The 17,644-nt window shown below is 73.9% G+C and carries 15 protein-coding genes and 1 pseudogene; 9 read left to right on the top strand and 7 right to left on the bottom strand.

Translation table 11 applies throughout. From position 1 onward, the window contains the following. Nucleotides 1-9: 9 nt before the first annotated feature. The 3 genes from ACIA6C_RS30575 to ACIA6C_RS30565 all read right to left on the bottom strand — a co-directional run bounded on the left by ACIA6C_RS30575 (nucleotide 10) and on the right by ACIA6C_RS30565 (nucleotide 4,002). Entirely contained in the window at nucleotides 10-990 is a 981-nt protein-coding gene (locus ACIA6C_RS30575; protein WP_399280763.1) for a phosphotransferase family protein, read from the bottom strand. A 70-nt stretch (nucleotides 991-1,060) separates the two neighbouring features. Further along, nucleotides 1,061-3,004, bottom strand: a complete 1,944-nt coding sequence (locus ACIA6C_RS30570) for an AAA family ATPase (RefSeq protein WP_399280761.1) — start codon at nucleotides 3,002-3,004, stop codon at nucleotides 1,061-1,063. Nucleotides 3,005-3,384: 380 nt separating this feature from the next. Further along, the gene (locus tag ACIA6C_RS30565; protein WP_399280859.1) at nucleotides 3,385-4,002 is read right to left on the bottom strand and encodes a hypothetical protein; all 618 of its coding nucleotides are present in this window, start codon (nucleotides 4,000-4,002) and stop codon (nucleotides 3,385-3,387) included. A gap of 166 nt (nucleotides 4,003-4,168) precedes the next feature. On the opposite strand from ACIA6C_RS30565, the gene ACIA6C_RS30560 reads away from it, so the two are divergent. From ACIA6C_RS30560 to ACIA6C_RS30550, 3 genes are all read left to right on the top strand, one after another. Further along, nucleotides 4,169-5,539 (top strand): peptidase C39 family protein, encoded by a 1,371-nt coding sequence (locus ACIA6C_RS30560; RefSeq protein ID WP_399280759.1) that lies wholly within the window; start codon nucleotides 4,169-4,171, stop codon nucleotides 5,537-5,539. A 102-nt stretch (nucleotides 5,540-5,641) separates the two neighbouring features. Beyond that, nucleotides 5,642-6,088 carry an SPW repeat protein gene (locus ACIA6C_RS30555; protein ID WP_399280757.1) on the top strand — a complete coding sequence of 149 codons (447 nt, stop codon included), beginning with the start codon at nucleotides 5,642-5,644 and terminating at the stop codon, nucleotides 6,086-6,088. A 203-nt stretch (nucleotides 6,089-6,291) separates the two neighbouring features. Beyond that, on the top strand, nucleotides 6,292-6,465 hold the full coding sequence (locus ACIA6C_RS30550; protein WP_399280755.1) for an SCO1431 family membrane protein: 174 nt from the start codon (nucleotides 6,292-6,294) through the stop codon (nucleotides 6,463-6,465). A 78-nt stretch (nucleotides 6,466-6,543) separates the two neighbouring features. On the opposite strand, the gene ACIA6C_RS30545 is transcribed toward ACIA6C_RS30550, so the two are convergent. Next, on the bottom strand, nucleotides 6,544-7,473 hold the full coding sequence (locus ACIA6C_RS30545; protein ID WP_399280753.1) for a DUF6114 domain-containing protein: 930 nt from the start codon (nucleotides 7,471-7,473) through the stop codon (nucleotides 6,544-6,546). A 29-nt stretch (nucleotides 7,474-7,502) separates the two neighbouring features. Continuing rightward, nucleotides 7,503-8,011 (bottom strand): annotated as a pseudogene (locus ACIA6C_RS30540) (DUF6230 family protein). A 197-nt stretch (nucleotides 8,012-8,208) separates the two neighbouring features. Here ACIA6C_RS30540 and ACIA6C_RS30535 point away from each other — a divergent pair. Together ACIA6C_RS30535 and ACIA6C_RS30530 are read left to right on the top strand one after the other, a co-directional pair. Beyond that, complete coding sequence (locus ACIA6C_RS30535) at nucleotides 8,209-8,970, top strand: TetR/AcrR family transcriptional regulator (protein ID WP_399280751.1); 762 nt, start codon at nucleotides 8,209-8,211, stop codon at nucleotides 8,968-8,970. A gap of 147 nt (nucleotides 8,971-9,117) precedes the next feature. Beyond that, the gene (locus ACIA6C_RS30530; RefSeq protein ID WP_399280749.1) at nucleotides 9,118-10,290 is read left to right on the top strand and encodes an acyl-CoA dehydrogenase family protein; all 1,173 of its coding nucleotides are present in this window, start codon (nucleotides 9,118-9,120) and stop codon (nucleotides 10,288-10,290) included. An 880-nt stretch (nucleotides 10,291-11,170) separates the two neighbouring features. Here the strand turns inward: ACIA6C_RS30530 and ACIA6C_RS30525 are convergent. Next, entirely contained in the window at nucleotides 11,171-12,010 is an 840-nt protein-coding gene (locus ACIA6C_RS30525; protein ID WP_399280747.1) for a class I SAM-dependent methyltransferase, read from the bottom strand. Between the two features lie 213 nt (nucleotides 12,011-12,223). Here ACIA6C_RS30525 and ACIA6C_RS30520 point away from each other — a divergent pair, with 213 nt between their 5' ends. Continuing rightward, nucleotides 12,224-13,357 (top strand): hypothetical protein, encoded by a 1,134-nt coding sequence (locus ACIA6C_RS30520; RefSeq protein ID WP_399280745.1) that lies wholly within the window; start codon nucleotides 12,224-12,226, stop codon nucleotides 13,355-13,357. A 47-nt stretch (nucleotides 13,358-13,404) separates the two neighbouring features. Continuing rightward, nucleotides 13,405-14,502: a phosphotransferase family protein gene (locus ACIA6C_RS30515; protein WP_399280743.1), complete on the top strand. Its 1,098-nt coding sequence runs from the start codon at nucleotides 13,405-13,407 to the stop codon at nucleotides 14,500-14,502. Between the two features lie 18 nt (nucleotides 14,503-14,520). Here the strand turns inward: ACIA6C_RS30515 and ACIA6C_RS30510 are convergent, their stop codons facing one another. Further along, nucleotides 14,521-14,964: a hypothetical protein gene (locus ACIA6C_RS30510; protein ID WP_361139884.1), complete on the bottom strand. Its 444-nt coding sequence runs from the start codon at nucleotides 14,962-14,964 to the stop codon at nucleotides 14,521-14,523. Between the two features lie 218 nt (nucleotides 14,965-15,182). Here ACIA6C_RS30510 and ACIA6C_RS30505 point away from each other — a divergent pair, with 218 nt between their 5' ends. Both ACIA6C_RS30505 and ACIA6C_RS30500 read left to right on the top strand, forming a co-directional pair. Then, nucleotides 15,183-15,623 carry an Lrp/AsnC family transcriptional regulator gene (locus tag ACIA6C_RS30505; RefSeq protein WP_168713945.1) on the top strand — a complete coding sequence of 147 codons (441 nt, stop codon included), beginning with the start codon at nucleotides 15,183-15,185 and terminating at the stop codon, nucleotides 15,621-15,623. A 124-nt stretch (nucleotides 15,624-15,747) separates the two neighbouring features. After that, the gene (locus ACIA6C_RS30500) at nucleotides 15,748-17,358 is read left to right on the top strand and encodes an amidohydrolase (protein ID WP_399280741.1); all 1,611 of its coding nucleotides are present in this window, start codon (nucleotides 15,748-15,750) and stop codon (nucleotides 17,356-17,358) included. Nucleotides 17,359-17,644 lie beyond the last annotated feature (286 nt).

Here is a 17,644-nt window from a genome sequence, read left to right as displayed (position 1 = left end):
CCGGCCCGCTCAGGCGTAGCGGTCGAACAGCGCCTGGACGTACTCCTCCAGCCGCCGGGGCAGCACCCCGGCGGCCAGGTCGGTGCGGCCCAGCTCGCGCCAGGGGACGGCCACCTTCTCCGCGTCGGGGGCGAAGCCCAGCGCGTCCAGGAGCCTCCAGTAGAGGTGGTCGGCGCGGTCCTCGGCCAGGGTCCCTCCCGCGGTGACGTAGCGGTCGGCGAACCGCATGCCCGCGGGAGCACCGTGGAGCAGGGCCAGTGCCGTCGAGCAGTGGGCCACGTCCAGGTCGGCCGGCCCCCAGGACGTCTCCACCCAGTCGACGACGCCACTGATCCGAAGGCCGTCGCCGGTACCGGTGAACAGGACGTTGCCCGGATGGAAGTCCCGGTGCAGGAAGCAGCCCCGGTAGGCGGGGGGTTCACGGCGGATGACGTCGACGGCCCGGCGCCACAGCCCGGGCCGCCCGGTGTCCGCGGGCGGGCTGACCCGCTCCGGGGAGGTCCAGGCCTGGTAGGTGCGGGGCCGCTGCCGCGCGGTGACCGGCAGCCGGTGGATGCGCACCAACTGCCGGGCCAGCAGGTCGGCGCGTTCGTCGGCGTCCTGTTCGTCCAGACGCACGCTCCCCGGCAGCAGGGTCATCAGCAAGGAGGGGTGGTCGCAGTGGAGCGCCGTCGCGTCCACCGCGGCCAGGGTGGCCGCGGGCACGCCCGTACCGTCGAGCAGGCGCAGTACGGCCGCCTCACGGGACAGCAGGCCCTGCGCGTGCCGGAGGTAGAACGGCTCGACGAAGGACCGCAGGACCAGTGAGCGCGGGCCACCCGGTCCTCGGATGTCCAGCCGGCGCATCCGAGACGTCCAGCCGCCGCGCAGCCGCACGGCCCGTTCGATGTACTCGCCCCCGGACAACTGCTCCTCCACCCAGGAGCGGGTGGAGCCCCACTCCCGGGAGTCCGGGTCCATGCCGATGCCCTCGGCCCCTTCCGTCACCATGCGGGCAGGTTAACCGCCTGCGGCGCAGCGACTGCCCCGGACCCCGGACCCCGCTCGCGCGGCTCCGTCGCTACATCGGCGGTGCCTCCGGGCGTTCTTGGGGGCCGCGGCCGGAGAGGACCTCGCCGTAGGCCTGCATCAGGTCCGCCAGTCGCAGGGTCGACAGGTCCTCCCGGGAGGGGTCGCCCGCGAAACCCGCCAGGCGCAGGTCCCGGTAGGCGCAGCTCTTCTCGTAGAGGGTGCGCAGGAAGCGGCCGTTGCCCAGCTCGTCGATCCAGCCCTGTTCGACCACGTGCCCGCTGATGCTGCGCAGCTCCTCCAGCGCCTCCTCGTCCCAGCGGTCGCCGTTGCCGTCCGCCAGCACCTCCCCGATCGCGGTCAGTTCGAGGGGCCGGTAGCTCGGGAAGTCCACCCGGGTGGTGAACCGCGAGGACAATCCGGGGTTGGTGCTCAGCAGCCGGTCCATCCCGGCCGGGTAGCCCGCGAGGATGACCACGAGGTGGTCCCGGTTGTCCTCCGCGCGCTTGAGGAGCACCTGTAACGCCTCGTCGCCGTACGCGTCCCCCTTGCTGTAGCCGGAGTTGGACAGGCTGTACGCCTCGTCCACGAACAGCACCCCGCCGATCGCCGAGTCGATCAGCTCGTTGGCCTTGACGGCCGTCTGCCCGAGGAACTCGCCCACCAGGTCCGCGCGTTGGGCTTCCACCAGGTGGTCGCCGCCCAGCAGACCGAGCGCGTAGAAGACCCGGCCCAGGATCCGGGCCACCGTGGTCTTGCCCGTACCGGAAGGCCCCGAGAAGACGAAATGCCGCTTGGGAGGCTGCACCGGGAGTCCCTGGCCCGCCCGCAGCCTGGACATGTGCAGCTGCGCCGAGAGGGCTTTCACCTGGCGCTTGACGGGCTCCAGCCCCACCATCCGCTCCAGCTCCGCGAGCGCCTGCGCCAGCGCCCGCGGATCGGCGGGCCCGGCCGGAAGCCCCGCGGGCGTGCCCTGGGCCGGTAACGCCGCCTTGTGGCGGATGCCGTCGGCCCGGCCGCCGTCCGGCGCACCGAAACGGGGCTGCGGCGGGTCGGGGAACAGCGGGTCCGGCTCGGCCTGGCCGTCCGCCGCGACGTCCTGTGCGGGGGCGCCGCCCCCGCCGCCGAGGGTGACCGCCGCCAGGTCCCCGCCCGCCGGGGCCGGCCCGTGTCCGGCGAACCCTTCGCCCGAGTGCCCGTAGGCCGCGTAACCGGCCATGTCGTCGGGGTCGCTGCTGTCGGCGATCGCCGTCAGGCGGGCCGCCGTGTCCATGAACCCCGGGTCCACCCGGTGCACCGCCCGGTACAGCGGCAGCGCGGCGGCGCTGCGGCCGGTCCCCTCGTGGGCCCGCGCCAGCCAGTACCGCAGCTCCTTGCGCTGCGGCTGCTCGCTGCGACAGCGCATCAGCGCCGCCGCGAGCATCGGCTCCGCCTGCCCGTACATCTCCAGCCGCACCCGGGCCATCCCGCCGAAGAGGCGGGCTTCGATGCCCAGTTGCGGGTCGTCCACCAGCGGCTCGGTGTGCCGCACCAACTGCTCCCAGTCCTTGACCAGGTAGGCCCGGCAGGCGTGCAGGAAGCGGACCTGCGGATCGGTGTCCACCGGCGGCAGGGCGGCCAGCGCCTGGTCCAGCTCGGGCACGTGGCGGCCGTCCAGCCAGTGCGAGGCGTGGGCCAGCAGCAGGTCACGGCGGCTCTCCAGGACCGGCTGCACCCACCAGCCCAGCCAGTACCAGGAGTTCAGCGTCCTGCGGTGCCGGGCGCGCTGCTCGCCGAAGCGGTCTCGGTGCGCGTACATGCGCAGCAGCGCGTTCGTGGTGTCCGCCCTGAGCGCGTGCAGGCCCAGCCAGGCGTCGGCCATCGAGGGATCGAGCCGCACCGCCGTGCGGAACTCCTCCTCGGCCTGCGGATAGGCGCCCATGGTGCAGGCGTCGACCCCGCGCAGCCAGGCGAGTTCGGCCGGGGCGTGGGTGCTGCCCGGCATGCCGAAGTCCATCACATCCCCCACAAGCCTGCCCCCGTGGTGCGCGGCAACCCTCGGAACCGTTCCCGCAGTTGTCCACCATGCCGATGAAATCAGGGCTGCATCGTACCTGCGGTGACGCTCCTTACCCAGGGTGCGGCAGCCGCGGGTCGTCGGCCCCTCGCGGACCGTCGTGGTGACTGAGGGTGAAGGAAACGGAGGTGATCGCAGCTGCGGCCGGCCCTTCGCGGGCCGTGCCGGGGCAGAACGAAGCCCCCGATCACGGGGGAACAATCGGGGGCTTCGCGTCCGCTGCGGTCCCTGCGGACCGTGCATTCAGAACGTAAGGCCGCCGCGGGGGCGAGGTCAAGCGGCTCGGGGAACCCCCGGCGGAAGGCCGGCGCGGGCGGCGCTCAGGCCCGGGGGAGTCCGTGACGTTCCGTGACGGAAGCCGGGGTCGGCGCAGTCGCAAGAGCCCCGGAAGTCCACTCGTATCCCGTACCGCTCTGGCGCACCAGGGTGTCGGCGAAGGGGCGCGAAGGGTCGTGCGAGAAGTGCGCGAGTTCCGCGCGCTCCCATTCGTCCCAGAATCCGTGAAGTCCGCGCCCGTCCCGGCTGCGCCCGCGCCCCCAGGACACCTCGCGGGACGTCTCCATCCACAGCAGCCGCGCCAGCCACGGACGCAGGGCCCGCCTGCCCGCCCCGACCCCCTCGACGACCAGCACCGGGACCGGCTCCAGCACCCGCTCCGGGCCGAACCGGCGCAGAACCCAGTCGTACGGGGCCCAGTGCGCGGGCCGACCGGCCGCGAGCGGCTCCAGGACCTGGGCGCTGAGCCGCCCGAACCAGTCGAACAGCTCCTCGTGCGTGGCCACGTCGTCCAGGTGCAGCACCGGAGCTCCGCCCAGGGCCTCGGCGAGGTGCCGCGCGAAGGTGCTCTTGCCGGATCCGGCGTGCCCGTCGACGCCGATCAGCCGGACCGGCCCGAGGGAGGGCGGCAGGGCGGCGAGCTCCCGCGCCAGCGGGCCCAGGGGCCGGCCGGGGGAGAGGGGGGACTGCTCGGGCTGCTCCACCCGGCCAGCCTATGGCCTGGGTTCCCCCGACACGGTCCCGCGGCTTCCGCCGCCCGCCGGGCGGGAACTGGGAGGGTGGAGCAGCAGCCGATCCCGTCGTACCGACCCCAGGGGGCCCACCACCATGACCGCACCCACCCCGCGCAGGGCCCTGCTCGCCGCAGCCCTCGCGGCCGCCGCCGTGGCCACGGTCCCGGGCGGGAAGGCCACGGCCGCCACCCCGCCCCGCCGCGAGCCCGGGGCGAGCGCCGCCGCGCCGACGATCGACAACCGGTTCTGGTACTCCTCCGCCCACTGGCAGGCCGGCACCCACCGCGGCACCAGGGCCGTCGCGGGAACCCGGCCCGGACTGGAGATCGGGACCGCGGCCGGCCGGACCGAGTACACCGACCCGCACACCGGCAGGACGGCTGCCTGGGACCACGCCACCTGGACCTCCCCCGTACACCGCTGCGCCGTCCCCGCCACGGAGGCCGTCGCCTCGTGGAACGCCCGGACCCCGGCCGGTACCTGGATCCAGGTGGAGCTGCGCGGCACCTACACCGACGGCACGGCCACACCCTGGTACGTGATGGGCCGCTGGGCCTCCGGCGAGGGCGACATCCGCCGCACCTCGCTCGACGGCCAGAGCGACGGCCGCACCACCATCTGGACCGACACCCTGGCCCTCGACACCCCCGCGAAGGCGAGCGGCCTGCGCCTGCGGGACTGGCAGCTGCGGCTGACCCTGTACCGCAGGCCGGGCAGCGCCGGCGGGCCCACCGTGTGGCTGGCCGGAGCCATGGCCTCGGACGTCCCGGACCGGTTCACCGTGCCCCCGTCGAAGCCCTCCGGCACGGCCCACGAGCTCAAGGTCCCGCGTTACTCGCAGGAGATCCACATCGGCCGGTACCCCGAGTACGACAACGGCGGCGAGGCCTGGTGCAGCCCCACGTCCTCCCAGATGATCATCGAGTTCTGGGGCCGCAAGCCCACTGCCGCGGACCTGGCCTGGGTGGACCCTTCCTACTCCGACCCGCAGGTCTGCCACGCCGCCCGCTCCACCTACGACGCGGCCTACAAGGGGTGCGGCAACTGGCCCTTCAACGCCGCTTACGCCGCCACCTACCGGGACATGGCCGCGGTGGTGACCCGGCTGGCCTCCCTCACGGACCTGGAGACCCTGGTCCGGGCCGGGATCCCGGTCATCACCTCGCAGTCCTTCCTGGCCGAGGAACTCACCGGCGCCGGGTACGGCACCTCCGGCCACATCATGACCGTCGTGGGCTTCACCGGGGCCGGGGACGTGATCGCCAACGACCCGAACTCGGCGGACGACGCCGCCGTGCGCCGGGTCTACCGGCGCACCGAATGGGAGAACGTCTGGCTGCGCACCCGGCGACACAACGCCGCGGGCAAGGAAGTCCAGGCCGCGGGCGGCATCTGCTACCTCTACGTTCCGGCCCGTCCGGGCGTCGCGCAGCTCGGTGCCCTGCGCTCGGTCGGGGTGATCTGACCTGCGGACCACCGGTCGATTTATTCGCCGCCGAATGGGTTATAAGTGGGACATAAAGGGCAGAGGGGGTGCAGGAGCAGCTTCAACAGGAGGCAGTCCGTCATGACCACGCACTCAAGCATCGAACACCACCCCGACCTCGCCGAGATGCGCACGCGGTTCGAGCAGGTCACCAGCACACCCCGGGCGCAGGCGGTGGAGGCACTGGCCCTCATCACGGGCCTCTACATCGCGGCCTCGCCGTGGATCGCCGGATTCAGCGTGCTGAGCGCGCTGGCCGTCAACAACCTGATCGCAGGCCTGGCCTACTGCCTGTGCATGGGCGGCCTGGGGACCGCGTACGAGCGCACCCACGCCATGGCGTGGACCGCCGTCGGCATCGCCGTCTGGACGATCGTCGCCCCGTGGGTCATCGCGGGCAACGTGGACACGACCCGCACGGTGGTCAGCAACGTCATCGCGGGCGCCGTCGGCACCCTGCTCGCACTGGCGATGGCCGCCATGGCCAACCCGGGACGCCGCGGCGCCGGACGCATGCGCCGCGCCTGACGGCGACGCCGCCCGGACGCATGCACCCGTGTCCCAGCCGGTCGGTCAACCCGTTCGGTCAACCCGTTCACGCCCGCCGCCCCCGCGGCGGGCGTGACGTGCGGACCGCCGCCATCGGGTGCGCGGGGCTTGCGGTGTGAGGTGGGCCACCCGTGACGTGCGTCTCTACCGCGAAAGCCGCGAAGACTGCCACATTGGACGGCATGACCGCACGCGCCTCCGTCCTCACCGCCGCAGCCCCCGACCTCCCCACCCGCCTCCGCCGCCGCGTCGGCACCGGTGGCCCCGACGGGGACACCGCCTGGCTGGAACACGTTCTGGGCTGGACCCTGGTGGTCGTGGTGGCCATGTTCGTCACCCAGGTCGGCTGGCTCTGACCGTCGCGCCGGCGCCGAGCGCCCCGCAGGCTCTGAGCGTCCCGCCGGCTCTGACCGTTGCGCGCCGCGCCCGCCGGTTCACGACGCCTCCAGCCGCAGCCCGTCCGTGACGATCACGTCCGAGGTGACCAGTACCTGCTCGGCGCTGACCCGCGTCATGAAGACGAACGGGGGGATGGCCGGGGGAGCGGGCAGGCCCTCCGGGCTGAACGTGACGCAGACCAGCCCCTCGATGCACCCGCTGAACCTGGTCAGGTACAGGGTCACGTCGCCGCGCAGCTCCAGCGACGAGGCGGCCAGCCCGTACTCGTCCCGCCCGTCCCGGGTGCGCAGCCGGTAGTCGCTGAGCGAGGCGGCCGTCATCCTCAGCACCAGGGCCTTGCGCGGCCCGTCGACCGTGGCGACCTCGGTGACCCCGGCGAAGGCGAAGCCCTGGGGCGCGAAGAGCGAGGTGCTCACGGTCGGGGGAGTGCGCGCCGCGGTCACCGGCGCCTGCGCGGCCGGGGCCCGGGGGGCGCCGGCCGCGCCCGTCGGCAGCGACGCCGGCAGCGCCACCGGCAGCGCGGCGGCCATGACGCGCGGAGTGCCGCGCCGGGGGCTGCCCGCACCACCCGGCTCCCCGCCCCCTTCCGGGCGCGGGGTCCATCCGAAGGCCAGCGCGCTGCCCGCGACGCCGAGCAGCATCCCCACCAGGAAGCCGCCGAGGTTGGTCGCCACGAAGGACAGCACCGACAGCAGCAGGGCGTGGACGGAGACGTACGCCCTCGTCTGCGGCAGGAACCACAGGAACAGCGCCGCCACGATCAGCGCGGCCCCGATCCCGATCGCCGCGACCCCGCCGAGGCCCAGGCTGACCAGCACCGTCAGGGGTGAGAGCGGGACCAGCAGCAGCTCGGCCCCGCCCAGCAGAACCAGCAGCCCGCCCCAGAACGGCCGGGTCCGGCGCCAGGTCCGCAGCCGCCGCCGGGCGCCGGGGAGCGGGAACCGCCGCCATCGGGCGGGGAGCACTCGCCGCCACCGGGCGGCGCGCACCCTGCCTAGAAGCACTGCTCGCCGTCCAGGCTGACGTTCAGCCGCATGCCCTTGAGCCGGAAGTTGCCACCCGTGGCGGACCAGGAGTGCGACTTCACGTTCAGCACCTCGATGTTCCCCGCCTGGAGCCCGAACTTCCCGGCTCGCCCGTGACCCCGTCGACCTGGTCGAGGGTGGAGGCGTCCCGGCCGATCTGGGCGGTGCCGAACGTCGCGTCACCGTCGAGGTCCTCGCCGTCGATCACGAGGTTGCCGGCGGTCACCTGCCCGGCCCGTCCGCCGGCCGTCAGCTTGAACACCACCGTGCCCAGCGGGGTGTCCATCCGGGCGGACTGGCAGATGTCGGAGAGCGTCGCCCCACCGATCCCCAGCAGCGCCACCGGATGCCCCTTGCCGTCCGCCGACCGGTCCGTCTGGACGTAGGAGGCGAGGCCCTCGCTGCTCAACTTGGAGGAGGAGACCTGGAAAGCGGTCCCCGATACGGCGAAGGACGCGGCCAGCGCGCCCTGGGCCATGACCGTCGCCATCACGCCGATGGCGGCCACCGCGGGCAGCGCCACGGCCGCCGTCTTGCGCCAGTCGACCCGGCCCTCGGGCCTGGTGTCCGAGCTCATGGAAGTGCCTCCCGTACGTCGTCCGTGCGCAGGGAAGTGCCGAAGACAGGTCTGCCATACTGCGGGCGTCCTGTGGGAGTTCGAGGCTAGGGCCGAATTTGAATAATAGTCAACAGCGCGGTCACGGGCGGGGCCAGGGGAGCGGCAGGCAGCCCGGCGCCACCGGCCGTTCGCAGGTCCACAGGGCCGAACTCATAGCCATCGGGCGCAAGTTGTTCGCCGACACCCCGTACGACGCGCTCTCCATGGACGACATCGCCAAACAGGCGGGCATCGCCAAGGGGTTGATCTACTACTACTTCAAGAGCAAGCGCGGCTACTACCTCGCCATCGTCGAGGACTCGGTGGCCGAACTCGTCGCCCGCGCCGGCGCGGACACCGAACTGACCGGTGCCGAGCGCGCCCGCCGGACCATCGACGGCTACCTCTTCTACGCCGAGCACCACCAGGCCGCGTACCGCACCATCGTCACGGGCGGCGTGGGGTCCGACGCCGAAGTGCTCGCCATCCGCGACGCGGTGCGCGAGGAACTGGTGGCCGCCATCGCCGAAGGCGCGTACGGGCGCCGAGTCCTCCCGCCGATCGCCCGCCTGGCCCTCGTCGGCTGGCTCTCCGGGGTCGAGGGGACCACCCTGGAATGGATCGGCGGGCTCGGGGCGGACGGCGGCGAAGGCCTGGCCGGACGGCCCGGGCCGCCCGGCCGCGCGGAACTGGCCGCGCTGCTGGTGCGGCAGCTACGGGCCACTTTGACGGTGATCGAGGAATTCGTACCGCAATGCCCGGCTCCACCCGTACTTGAGCAGGCCTCGGCCGAGGTCCGGGACCTTGGCGATCAACTACCGGTGACGGGAAGCCCCTGATCGGGCATACTCAAGCCGCCGCAGCCGCTGAACAGGCCCTTCCGTGATCCGGGAGGGCAGTATCGGCTGTGAGAGCACCGAGACCCGGCGGCGCGTCCCACACCTCACGCGCCGTCGCCGTGCCCGATGAGGGAGGAGAGCGCCGCCATGAACGACCGCGCCCCGCAGCCGGTGGAACGTCAGCTGCCCACCGAAGAGTCCCGCGATCTGCTCGCGCTCGTACGAGAGATCGCGCAGCGGGAGATCCGCCCCCGGGCCGCCGAGGAGGAGGACGCCGGCCGTTTCCCCCGCGAGGTCTTCGCCCTGCTGTCGGACTCGGGGCTGCTCGGCCTCCCGTACGACGGCGAGTTCGGCGGCGGTGAGCAGCCGTACGAGGTCTACCTCCAGGTGCTGGAAGAACTCGCGGCGGCCCGGCTGACCGTCGGCCTCGGCGTCAGCGTGCACTCCCTGGCCTGCCACGGGCTGGCCGGGTACGGCAGCAAGGAGCAGCAGGCGGCCCACCTGCCCGCGATGCTGGGCGGCGGCCTGCTCGGCGCGTACTGCCTCTCCGAGCCGGCCGCCGGCTCGGACGCGGCCTCGCTGAGCACCAAGGCGGTGCGCGACGGCGACGACTGGGTGATCACCGGCACCAAGGCGTGGATCACCCACGGCGGGGTCGCCGACTTCTACACCGTGCTCGCCCGCACGGGCGGCGAGGGCCCCAAGGGGATCACCGCCTTCCTGGTCCCGGGTGACGCCGAGGGCCTGACGGCGGCCGTCCCGGAGAAGAAGATGGGCCTCAAGGGCTCGCCCACGGCCCAGCTCCACTTCGACGGGGTCCGGGTGCCCGACGCGCGGCGGATCGGCGAGGAGGGCCAGGGCTTCACCATCGCCCTCGCCGCGCTGGACGCGGGCCGGCTGGGCATCGCCGCCTGCGCGATCGGCGTCGCGCAGGCCGCCATGGACGAGGCCCTCACGTACGCGCTGGACCGCAAGCAGTTCGGACACCCCATCGCGGACTTCCAGGGGCTGCGCTTCATGCTGGCCGACATGGCGACGAAGATCGAGGCGGGCCGGTCCCTGTACCTGGCGGCGGCGCGCCTGCGGGACGCCGGCAAGCCGTTCTCCCGCCAGGCGGCGATGGCGAAGCTGTTCTGCACCGACGCGGCGATGGCCGTGACGACGGACGCGGTCCAGGTGCTCGGCGGGTACGGCTACACCGCGGACTTCCCGGTGGAGCGGCTGATGCGCGAGGCGAAGGTCCTCCAGATCGTCGAGGGCACCAACCAGATCCAGCGCATGGTCATCGCCCGCCACCTGGCGGGCCCCGAATCCCGCTGACCCGCCTCGGCGGGGCGCCCCCAGCGGGGCGGCCGCGGGAAACGACCGGCACGGCCCCGACCGCCCCGCTCCGCCCGTGCGGCGGGCCGTGCGGCGGCATCGGGCGACCGCCGAATGCGGCCCCGACCGACCGCACGGGGCCCCGGCTCCTCAGGGTTGCGCACCGGAGCCGCCGCGGTGACGCAGCCGTCGCCCCGGCCACTGCCTCCCGCCCGTGCCCGTCCCTCGGCCGGTGCGGGGCGCGGCGGTGGCGGCGGTCGGCGCCGTGCGGCATCCGGGGCCGCCTTTCGCGGGGCGCGCCGGACCGCCGGGTGCGAGGAGGCAGTCGTTCGCCCGGGCCACCTGCACCGCTCGTCGGGCGTGCCTGTGCCACCAGCTGCCCGCAGCCTTCTGCCGACGCTGGGAGGCGGGCAGAGCGCGGTAACGGAGCGGGTCGGCGCCCTGCGGTTCGCGGCAGCCAGGGGAGCTGCGGTCCGCTGACCGCCGTACGCGGCCCTGACCGGTTGCCGGGGGCGCCGGCCTCTTCGGGTGTGCGCCGCGCCGAGTCGACCGACGCGCTGGCACCTTCCCTGCTCCTCGGGCGCCGGGAACGCCCTGGAAGCGGAGGCCGTGCGGCGCCCCCCCAGCGCCGTCGACGGCGGTGCAACCGGCCTCGCCGCCGCACCGACGGGCGGGGCCTCATGGGGCACACCTGGCCACCACTGCCGTCACCGCACCCGGCCGGAGCCGCGGCGCGGGCATGCCGGGGGCGCCCCGGTCCACTGCCGAGGCGCCCCCGGCAACGACCCCGACCGGTCGGCGCGCCATCCCGGCAAGGGGAGGCGGGCCGCCGGACCGTGACCGCCGGTGACCCGTGCCCGGTCACCACCCCGGCCGCCGGCTACCGGCCGCCGGCCCGCTCACGCAGCCGCGTCGTCGCGACGTGGATCTTGAACCCGCAGGGGACGAGCCCCTCCGGTGTCGTCATGTCCCGCACCTCACTGAAAAAGGCCTCTCGCAGCCGCTCCACGTTCGCCCCGTCGAGCGGACCGACGTCGTAGAGCGTGGAGACGGCAGCCCACACCTCCCACGCCGGACCGCTCAGATCGATGGGAACGGTCTCCCACTCCACCGGGGCGAAGCCCGCCGGTCCGAGGACTTCGTCGAGCCCCTCGCGACTGCGCGCCCTTCTGTCCCCCAACGCCGGGATGCGCCGTGAGGCGGGCATCTCCTCGATCGTGCGCCGCAGCAGCCCCAGGAACCGGTCATAGGCCTCACCGCCGACAGCCCCGCCTCCCACCACGCACGCCAGCACCCCTCCGGGGGCCAGCACTCGGGCGACCTCGGCCGCGACCTGCCCGACCTCGCTCATCAACATCAGCGCCATGTGGGAGACGCAGGCGTCGAAGCCGTCGTCGGCGAAGGGAAGCTCCTGGGCCCGGCCTTCTTCCAGCTGCGCCCCGCGAAGCGCCGGCCGACGTCGCGCCAGCGCCACGGAATGCGCCGACAGGTCAATCCCTGCGAGCTGTCTCCCCTCCCCGCCGGCCAAGAGTTCGAGCAGGAGGCCGTCACCGCAGCCGAGATCCAGCACTCGCCTGCTTCCGGCCACTCGATCGCACAGGATCTCGTAACTGGACCGGCCGTCCGGAGAGAGGCCGCGGCCGAACGCCTGGGTGGTCACCGCCGGGTGCTCGGCGTGGAACGCCCGCAGAAAAGCCTCTTGCGCTGTGGTGGTCGTCACCCGGCCAAACTACGGCGCCGGTCCTCCTCGCGCGGCGGACCCCACCGGCCCCCGGGCCACGAGGGGACCGTGGCCCGCGGAGGGGCCGCGCGCCGGCGAGCCGGCCGACTGTGCCGGGGTGGCGCGGTGTGCCACAACCCTGTTGTCCGTAGCGGTTTCTGACGTACCGTCATATCCGCCCGAGCGGAGCCCACCCTGCGCAGGAGGTTCGTCATGCCCGCCGACCGGCCCGTCGCCCTGGACGAGTACCCCATCCACCAGGCACCGCTGTCGATGAAGCACCTCGTCAGCGGCGACCGCAACGCCTACGACCGCTGCATCTTCCACGTCTTCGACCACGCCGGCCGGGCCGTCCTCATCCTCGGGCTCGGCGTCTACCCCAACGCCGGCGTCATCGACGCCTACGCCACCCTGCGCCTCGGCGACGAACTCCTCGCCGTCCGCGCCTCCGACGCCCTCACCGACGACCGCATGAACCTCTCCGTCGGCCCCCTGCGCATCACCGTCGACGAACCCCTGCGGCGGATCAGCCTCCACTGCGACGCCGACCCCGCCGACCCCGAAGGGCTCTCCTGCGACATCACCTGGACCGCCGAGTTCCCCGCCGTCTGGGAGCCGCACCACCTACAGCGGCGCGGCGACCGCCTGATGCTGGAGGGCCGCCGCTTCGTCCAGGCGGGCAGCGCCACCGGCACCATCCGCGCCAAGGGCGAGGAATTCACCCTCGCCCCCGGCGCCTGGACCGGCACCCGCGACCGCAGCTGGGGCGTGCGCCCCATCCCCGGTGAGGACGGAGGCCGCGCCGCCGACGAGTACCGCCCCGAGGGCTTCCACTGGCTCTGGATCCCCGTCCGCTTCGAGGACCGCTTCCTCATGGTCATCACCCAGGAGGACGCGGACGGCCACCGCACCCTCAGCGAGGCCGTCCAGGTGTTCCCCGACGGCAGCGGCCGCGGCGACGTCCAGCTCGGCTGGCCGCACACCGACATCCGCTACCGCCCCGGCGGCCGCCACCCCGAGAGCGCCGTCGTCCACCTCACCGATCCGGCCCGCAAACCCCTCGAACTCGGCGTGGAGATCCTCAACTCCTCCCCGCTCGCCGTCGGCGCCGGATACCCGCCCGCCGCCGACTGGCAGCACGGCACCTGGCAGGGCCGCGGCTGGACCGACCGGCGCGTCTACGACCTCTCCGACCCGGCCGCCCACCCCATGGCCGCCTTCGGCGTCACCGACCACTCGGCCCGCTTCACCCTCGACGGCCTGATCGGGCACGGCATCTTCGAGCACGGCAGCTTCGGCCGCCACGACCCCAGCGGCTTCGCCGACTACGCCTCCGTCGCGCCATAGCGGCCGACCCGAGCCGACACCCCACCCGAATCAGCCGGAGGGACTCCATGGCAACGGCACCACGTCCCCGCACCTCCACCCGCGAGCCCGAGGAGCTCGGCCGGCGCCTGACGGCCTGGCTCGACAGCCGCCTCCCCGGTGCGAAGGTCACCAACACCTCCGTACCCGGCTCCAACGGCATGTCCAGCGAGACCCTCCTCTTCGACATCGAGCACCCGGACGCCGCCGACCGCGCCTGCGCCCTGCGCCTGGCCGCCGACCCGGCCGCCTACACCGTCTTCCCCACCTACGACATGGGCCGCCAGTACCGCGTCATGCGGCTGGTCGCCGAACACACCGATCTGCCCGTACCGCGCGTGCGCTGGCTCGAGGAGGACCCCGAACCGCTCGGCGCGCCCTTCTTCGTCATGGCCCGCGCCGAAGGCCGCGTCCCGCCCGACGTCATGCCCTACACCTACGAGGGAAACTGGCTGCACTCCGCCACCGACGCCGAACGCGCCGTCCTCCAGGAGGCGAGCATCTCCCTCCTGGCCCGCCTCCACGACCAATTCCCGGCGGAGAAAGGGGAGTTCCTTCTCCCACCCGGCCCCGGGACCCCGCTGCGCCGTCACGTGGAGGCCCAACGCGCCTACTACGCATGGGTGGTGGAGGGCCTGGCCCCCTCGCCGCTGCTGGAGCGCGCCTTCGACCGGCTGGAGGACCTCTGGCCCCGCGACGAGGGCGAGCCCGTCCTCAACTGGGGTGACGCGCGCATCGGCAACGTGATCTACCAGCCCGACGGCTTCCAGCCGGTGGCCGTACTGGACTGGGAGATGGCCGCGTACGCCCCGCGCGAGGTGGACCTCGGCTGGACCGTCTACCTCCACCGCTTCTTCCAGGACCTGACCGTCGGCTTCGGCCAGCCGGGCCTGCCCGGCTTCCTGCGTCGCGACGACCTCGAACGCCGCTACGCCGAACTCACCGGACACGTCCCGCGCGACATGGAATTCCACACGCTGTACGCCGCCCTGCGGCACGGCATCGTCATGCTCCGCATCGCCTACCGCCAGGCGCACTTCGGCGAGGTCGAGGTCCCCGCCGACCCGGACGGCCTCATCCTGCACCACGCCGCTCTCGCCGCGATGGTGCAGGGAACGTACTGGTAGGGCCCCAGGCCGGGCCGGTCAGGCGGCCTGCGCGTGCTGACGCATCTGCGGCGGCAGCACCGTCGCCGTCATCCGCACCGGACGCGAGCCCGGACCGCCGACGTGCGAGAAGGGCTGCGTCCGCCAGTCCAGCCCCTGCGGCAGCGTGAGCATGACCACCGGGTCCAGCTCCTGCGCGTCCGGCTGGAACGCGCCCACGGTCGCCAGCGCCTCCGAGGCCGGCCGGCCCGTGCCCGCGCACACCGTGAGCCCGAACGGGTTCCACGGGGTGAGGCAGAGCGCGTGCTCCGGCAGGTACTCCTCGTCCGCGACCAGGGCGATCGACTGGCCGCAGTCGGGGCAGACCGCATGGTGGATCTCGAACCCGTCGGCGTCTTCGAGGTACTCCCCGTCGTCCGCGTCCTGTGCGTACTCGGAATACGCGGCTTCGCTCACGCGGTCGGCACGGTTGGTGTTCTGCATGGATGTACTCCCCCTTGGGTGGGCCGGGCGGGCAGATTTCTTCGGCCACGGCCACAGCAAGCACTTCCCGTCGCGCGGCACGAGTAACCACGAGAGCCGGGCGTACGCATCCATACCCCTGTGGCCTTGGTCACATGCCTGCCGCAGGTGCCGTTTCGCCGTGGACACCGCTGTGCCTGGAGCGGTCCTGGGCAATAGGTTGAGCGGCTATGAGCGCAATGGAGGAGCTGGACCGCCAGATCGTGGATCTGCTCGTGCGGGACGGGCGGATGAGCTACACGGATCTGGGCAAGGCCACCGGACTGTCCACGTCGGCGGTCCATCAGCGAGTACGCCGCCTGGAGCAGCGCGGAGTCATCCGCGGCTACGCGGCCGTCGTCGACCCCGAGGCCGTCGGGCTGCCGCTGACGGCATTCATCTCGGTCAAACCGTTCGACCCCAGCGCCCCCGACGACATCGCCGAGCGGCTCGCGGGGGTCCCGGAGATCGAGGCGTGCCACAGCGTCGCGGGCGACGAGAACTACATCCTCAAGGTGCGCGTGGCCACGCCCCTGGAACTCGAAGACCTCCTGGGGCGCCTGCGCGCCCTGGCCCACGTCGCCACCCGTACGACCGTGGTCCTGTCCACCCCCTACGAAGCCAGGCCGCCCCGCGTGTGAGCCGCAGGCCCCGTCCGGGCGCCCCCGGCACCGCCCGGAGCCGGGGGCGCCCCGTCCCGCGCCGCTCGCCGCCCGCGAGGGGGGCGTGTCCGGGCGGGGGCGGGCGACCAGCGAAACTGGGGGCATGACTGACCGCACCGCCTCCGGAACCCCCCGCACCGTCCTGCTCCGCGGCGGCGAGGTGCACAGCCCCGCCGACCCCTTCGCCACCGCGATGGTGGTCGAGCGGGGCCACATCGCCTGGGTCGGCTCCGAAGGCGCCGCCGACGCCTTCGCGCAGGGCGTGGACGAGGTCGTCCACCTCGACGGGGCGCTCGTGACCCCCGCGTTCACCGACGCCCACGTCCACACCACCTCCACCGGCCTCGCCCTCACCGGCCTGGACCTCTCCGCGGCCCGCTCCCTCCCCGAGGCCCTCGCCCTCGTTCGGGAGCACGCCGCCGGCCGCCCCGCCGACCGGGTGCTCCTCGGCCACGGCTGGGACGCCGCCCGCTGGCCCGAGCGCCGCGCCCCCCGCCGCGCCGAACTCGACGAGGCCACCGGTGGCCGTCCGCTCTACCTCAGCCGCGTCGACGTGCACTCCGCCGTCGTCACCACCGCCCTGCTGGACCTCGTCCCCGGCGTCCGCCCGGCCGGCGACGAGCCGCTGACCCGCGACGCCCACCACGCCGTCCGCCGGGCGGCGCTCGACGCCGTCACCCCGGCCCAGCGCGCCGAGGCGCAGCGCGCCGCCCTGGACCGTGCCGCCTCCCTGGGCATCGGCTCGGTCCACGAGTGCGGCGGCCCCGAGATCTCCTCCCCCGAGGACTTCGCCTCCCTGCTCGACCTCGCCGCCCACCACCGCGGCCCGCGCGTCTTCGGCTACTGGGCCGACCGCGACATCGACCGCGCCAGGGAACTCGGCGCGGCCGGCGCCGCCGGCGACCTCTTCGTGGACGGCGCCCTCGGCTCGCACACCGCCTGCCTGCACGCCCCGTACGCCGACGCGGCCCACACCGGCGCCGGCTACCTCGACGCCGCCGACGTGGCCGCGCACGTCGCCGCCTGCACCGAGGCGGGTCTCCAGGCCGGGTTCCACGCCATCGGCGACGCGGCCCTCGGCGCCGTCGTCGAAGGGGTCCGCGCGGCCGCCGAGAAGGTCGGCCTCGCCCGCATCCGGGCCGCCCGCCACCGCGTCGAGCACGCCGAGATGATGACCCCGGCCACCATCGCCGCCTTCGCGGAGCTGGGGCTGACCGCGTCCGTGCAGCCCGCGTTCGACGCGGCCTGGGGCGGCGAGGACGGCATGTACGCCGACCGGCTCGGCGCCGACCGGGCCAGGACCCTCAACCCCTTCGCCGCCCTCCTCAAGGCCGGGGTGCCGCTCGCCTTCGGCTCGGACGCGCCCGTCACCCCCCTCGACCCCTGGGGCACCGTGCGCGCGGCCGCCTTCCACCGGACCCCGGAGCACCGCATCTCCGTACGGGCCGCCTTCGCCGCGCACACCCGCGGCGGGTGGCGGGCGCTGGGCCGGGACGACGCGGGCACCCTCGTGCCGGGCGCTCCCGCCGACTACGCCGTCTGGCGCACGGAGGAACTGGTGGTGCAGGCCCCCGACGACCGGGTCGCCCGCTGGTCGACGGATCCGCGCTCGGGCACCCCCGGGCTGCCCGACCTGACGCCCGGCGCGGATCTGCCCGTGTGCCTGGCCACGGTCGTGGGCGGCCGGGAGGTATTCGTACGGCCACAGGGGTGATCCGGTGGGCCTCGGTTCGGTACCGGCGGCCCGACCCGGATAGGTTCGGCCGGGTCCACCACAGGACGTCCCTTCCGGACGGATCCGTCCGCCCAGCGCGCCCGCGCCTCGGGGGCGAGGGAAGGTTTCGCCGGTGCGGGCGCCCCCAGCGGCAGTTGGGGGAGGGTGGCCTCAGGTCGGGGCCCGGCGGTCCAGTAGACAACGGCCACGGTCACCCGCAGCCAGCGGGAGCCTGGCCGGCCCGAAGGACCGCGGGCCCCGATCCCTGTTCTAAAATCGTCCCGCT

This window comes from Streptomyces sp. NPDC051578 (genome assembly GCF_044454045.1).
Classification (GTDB): Bacteria; Actinomycetota; Actinomycetes; order Streptomycetales; family Streptomycetaceae; genus Streptomyces.
The sequence above is the reverse complement of the archived record's forward strand: the minus strand, read 5'-3'. Positions and strand labels throughout refer to the sequence as shown.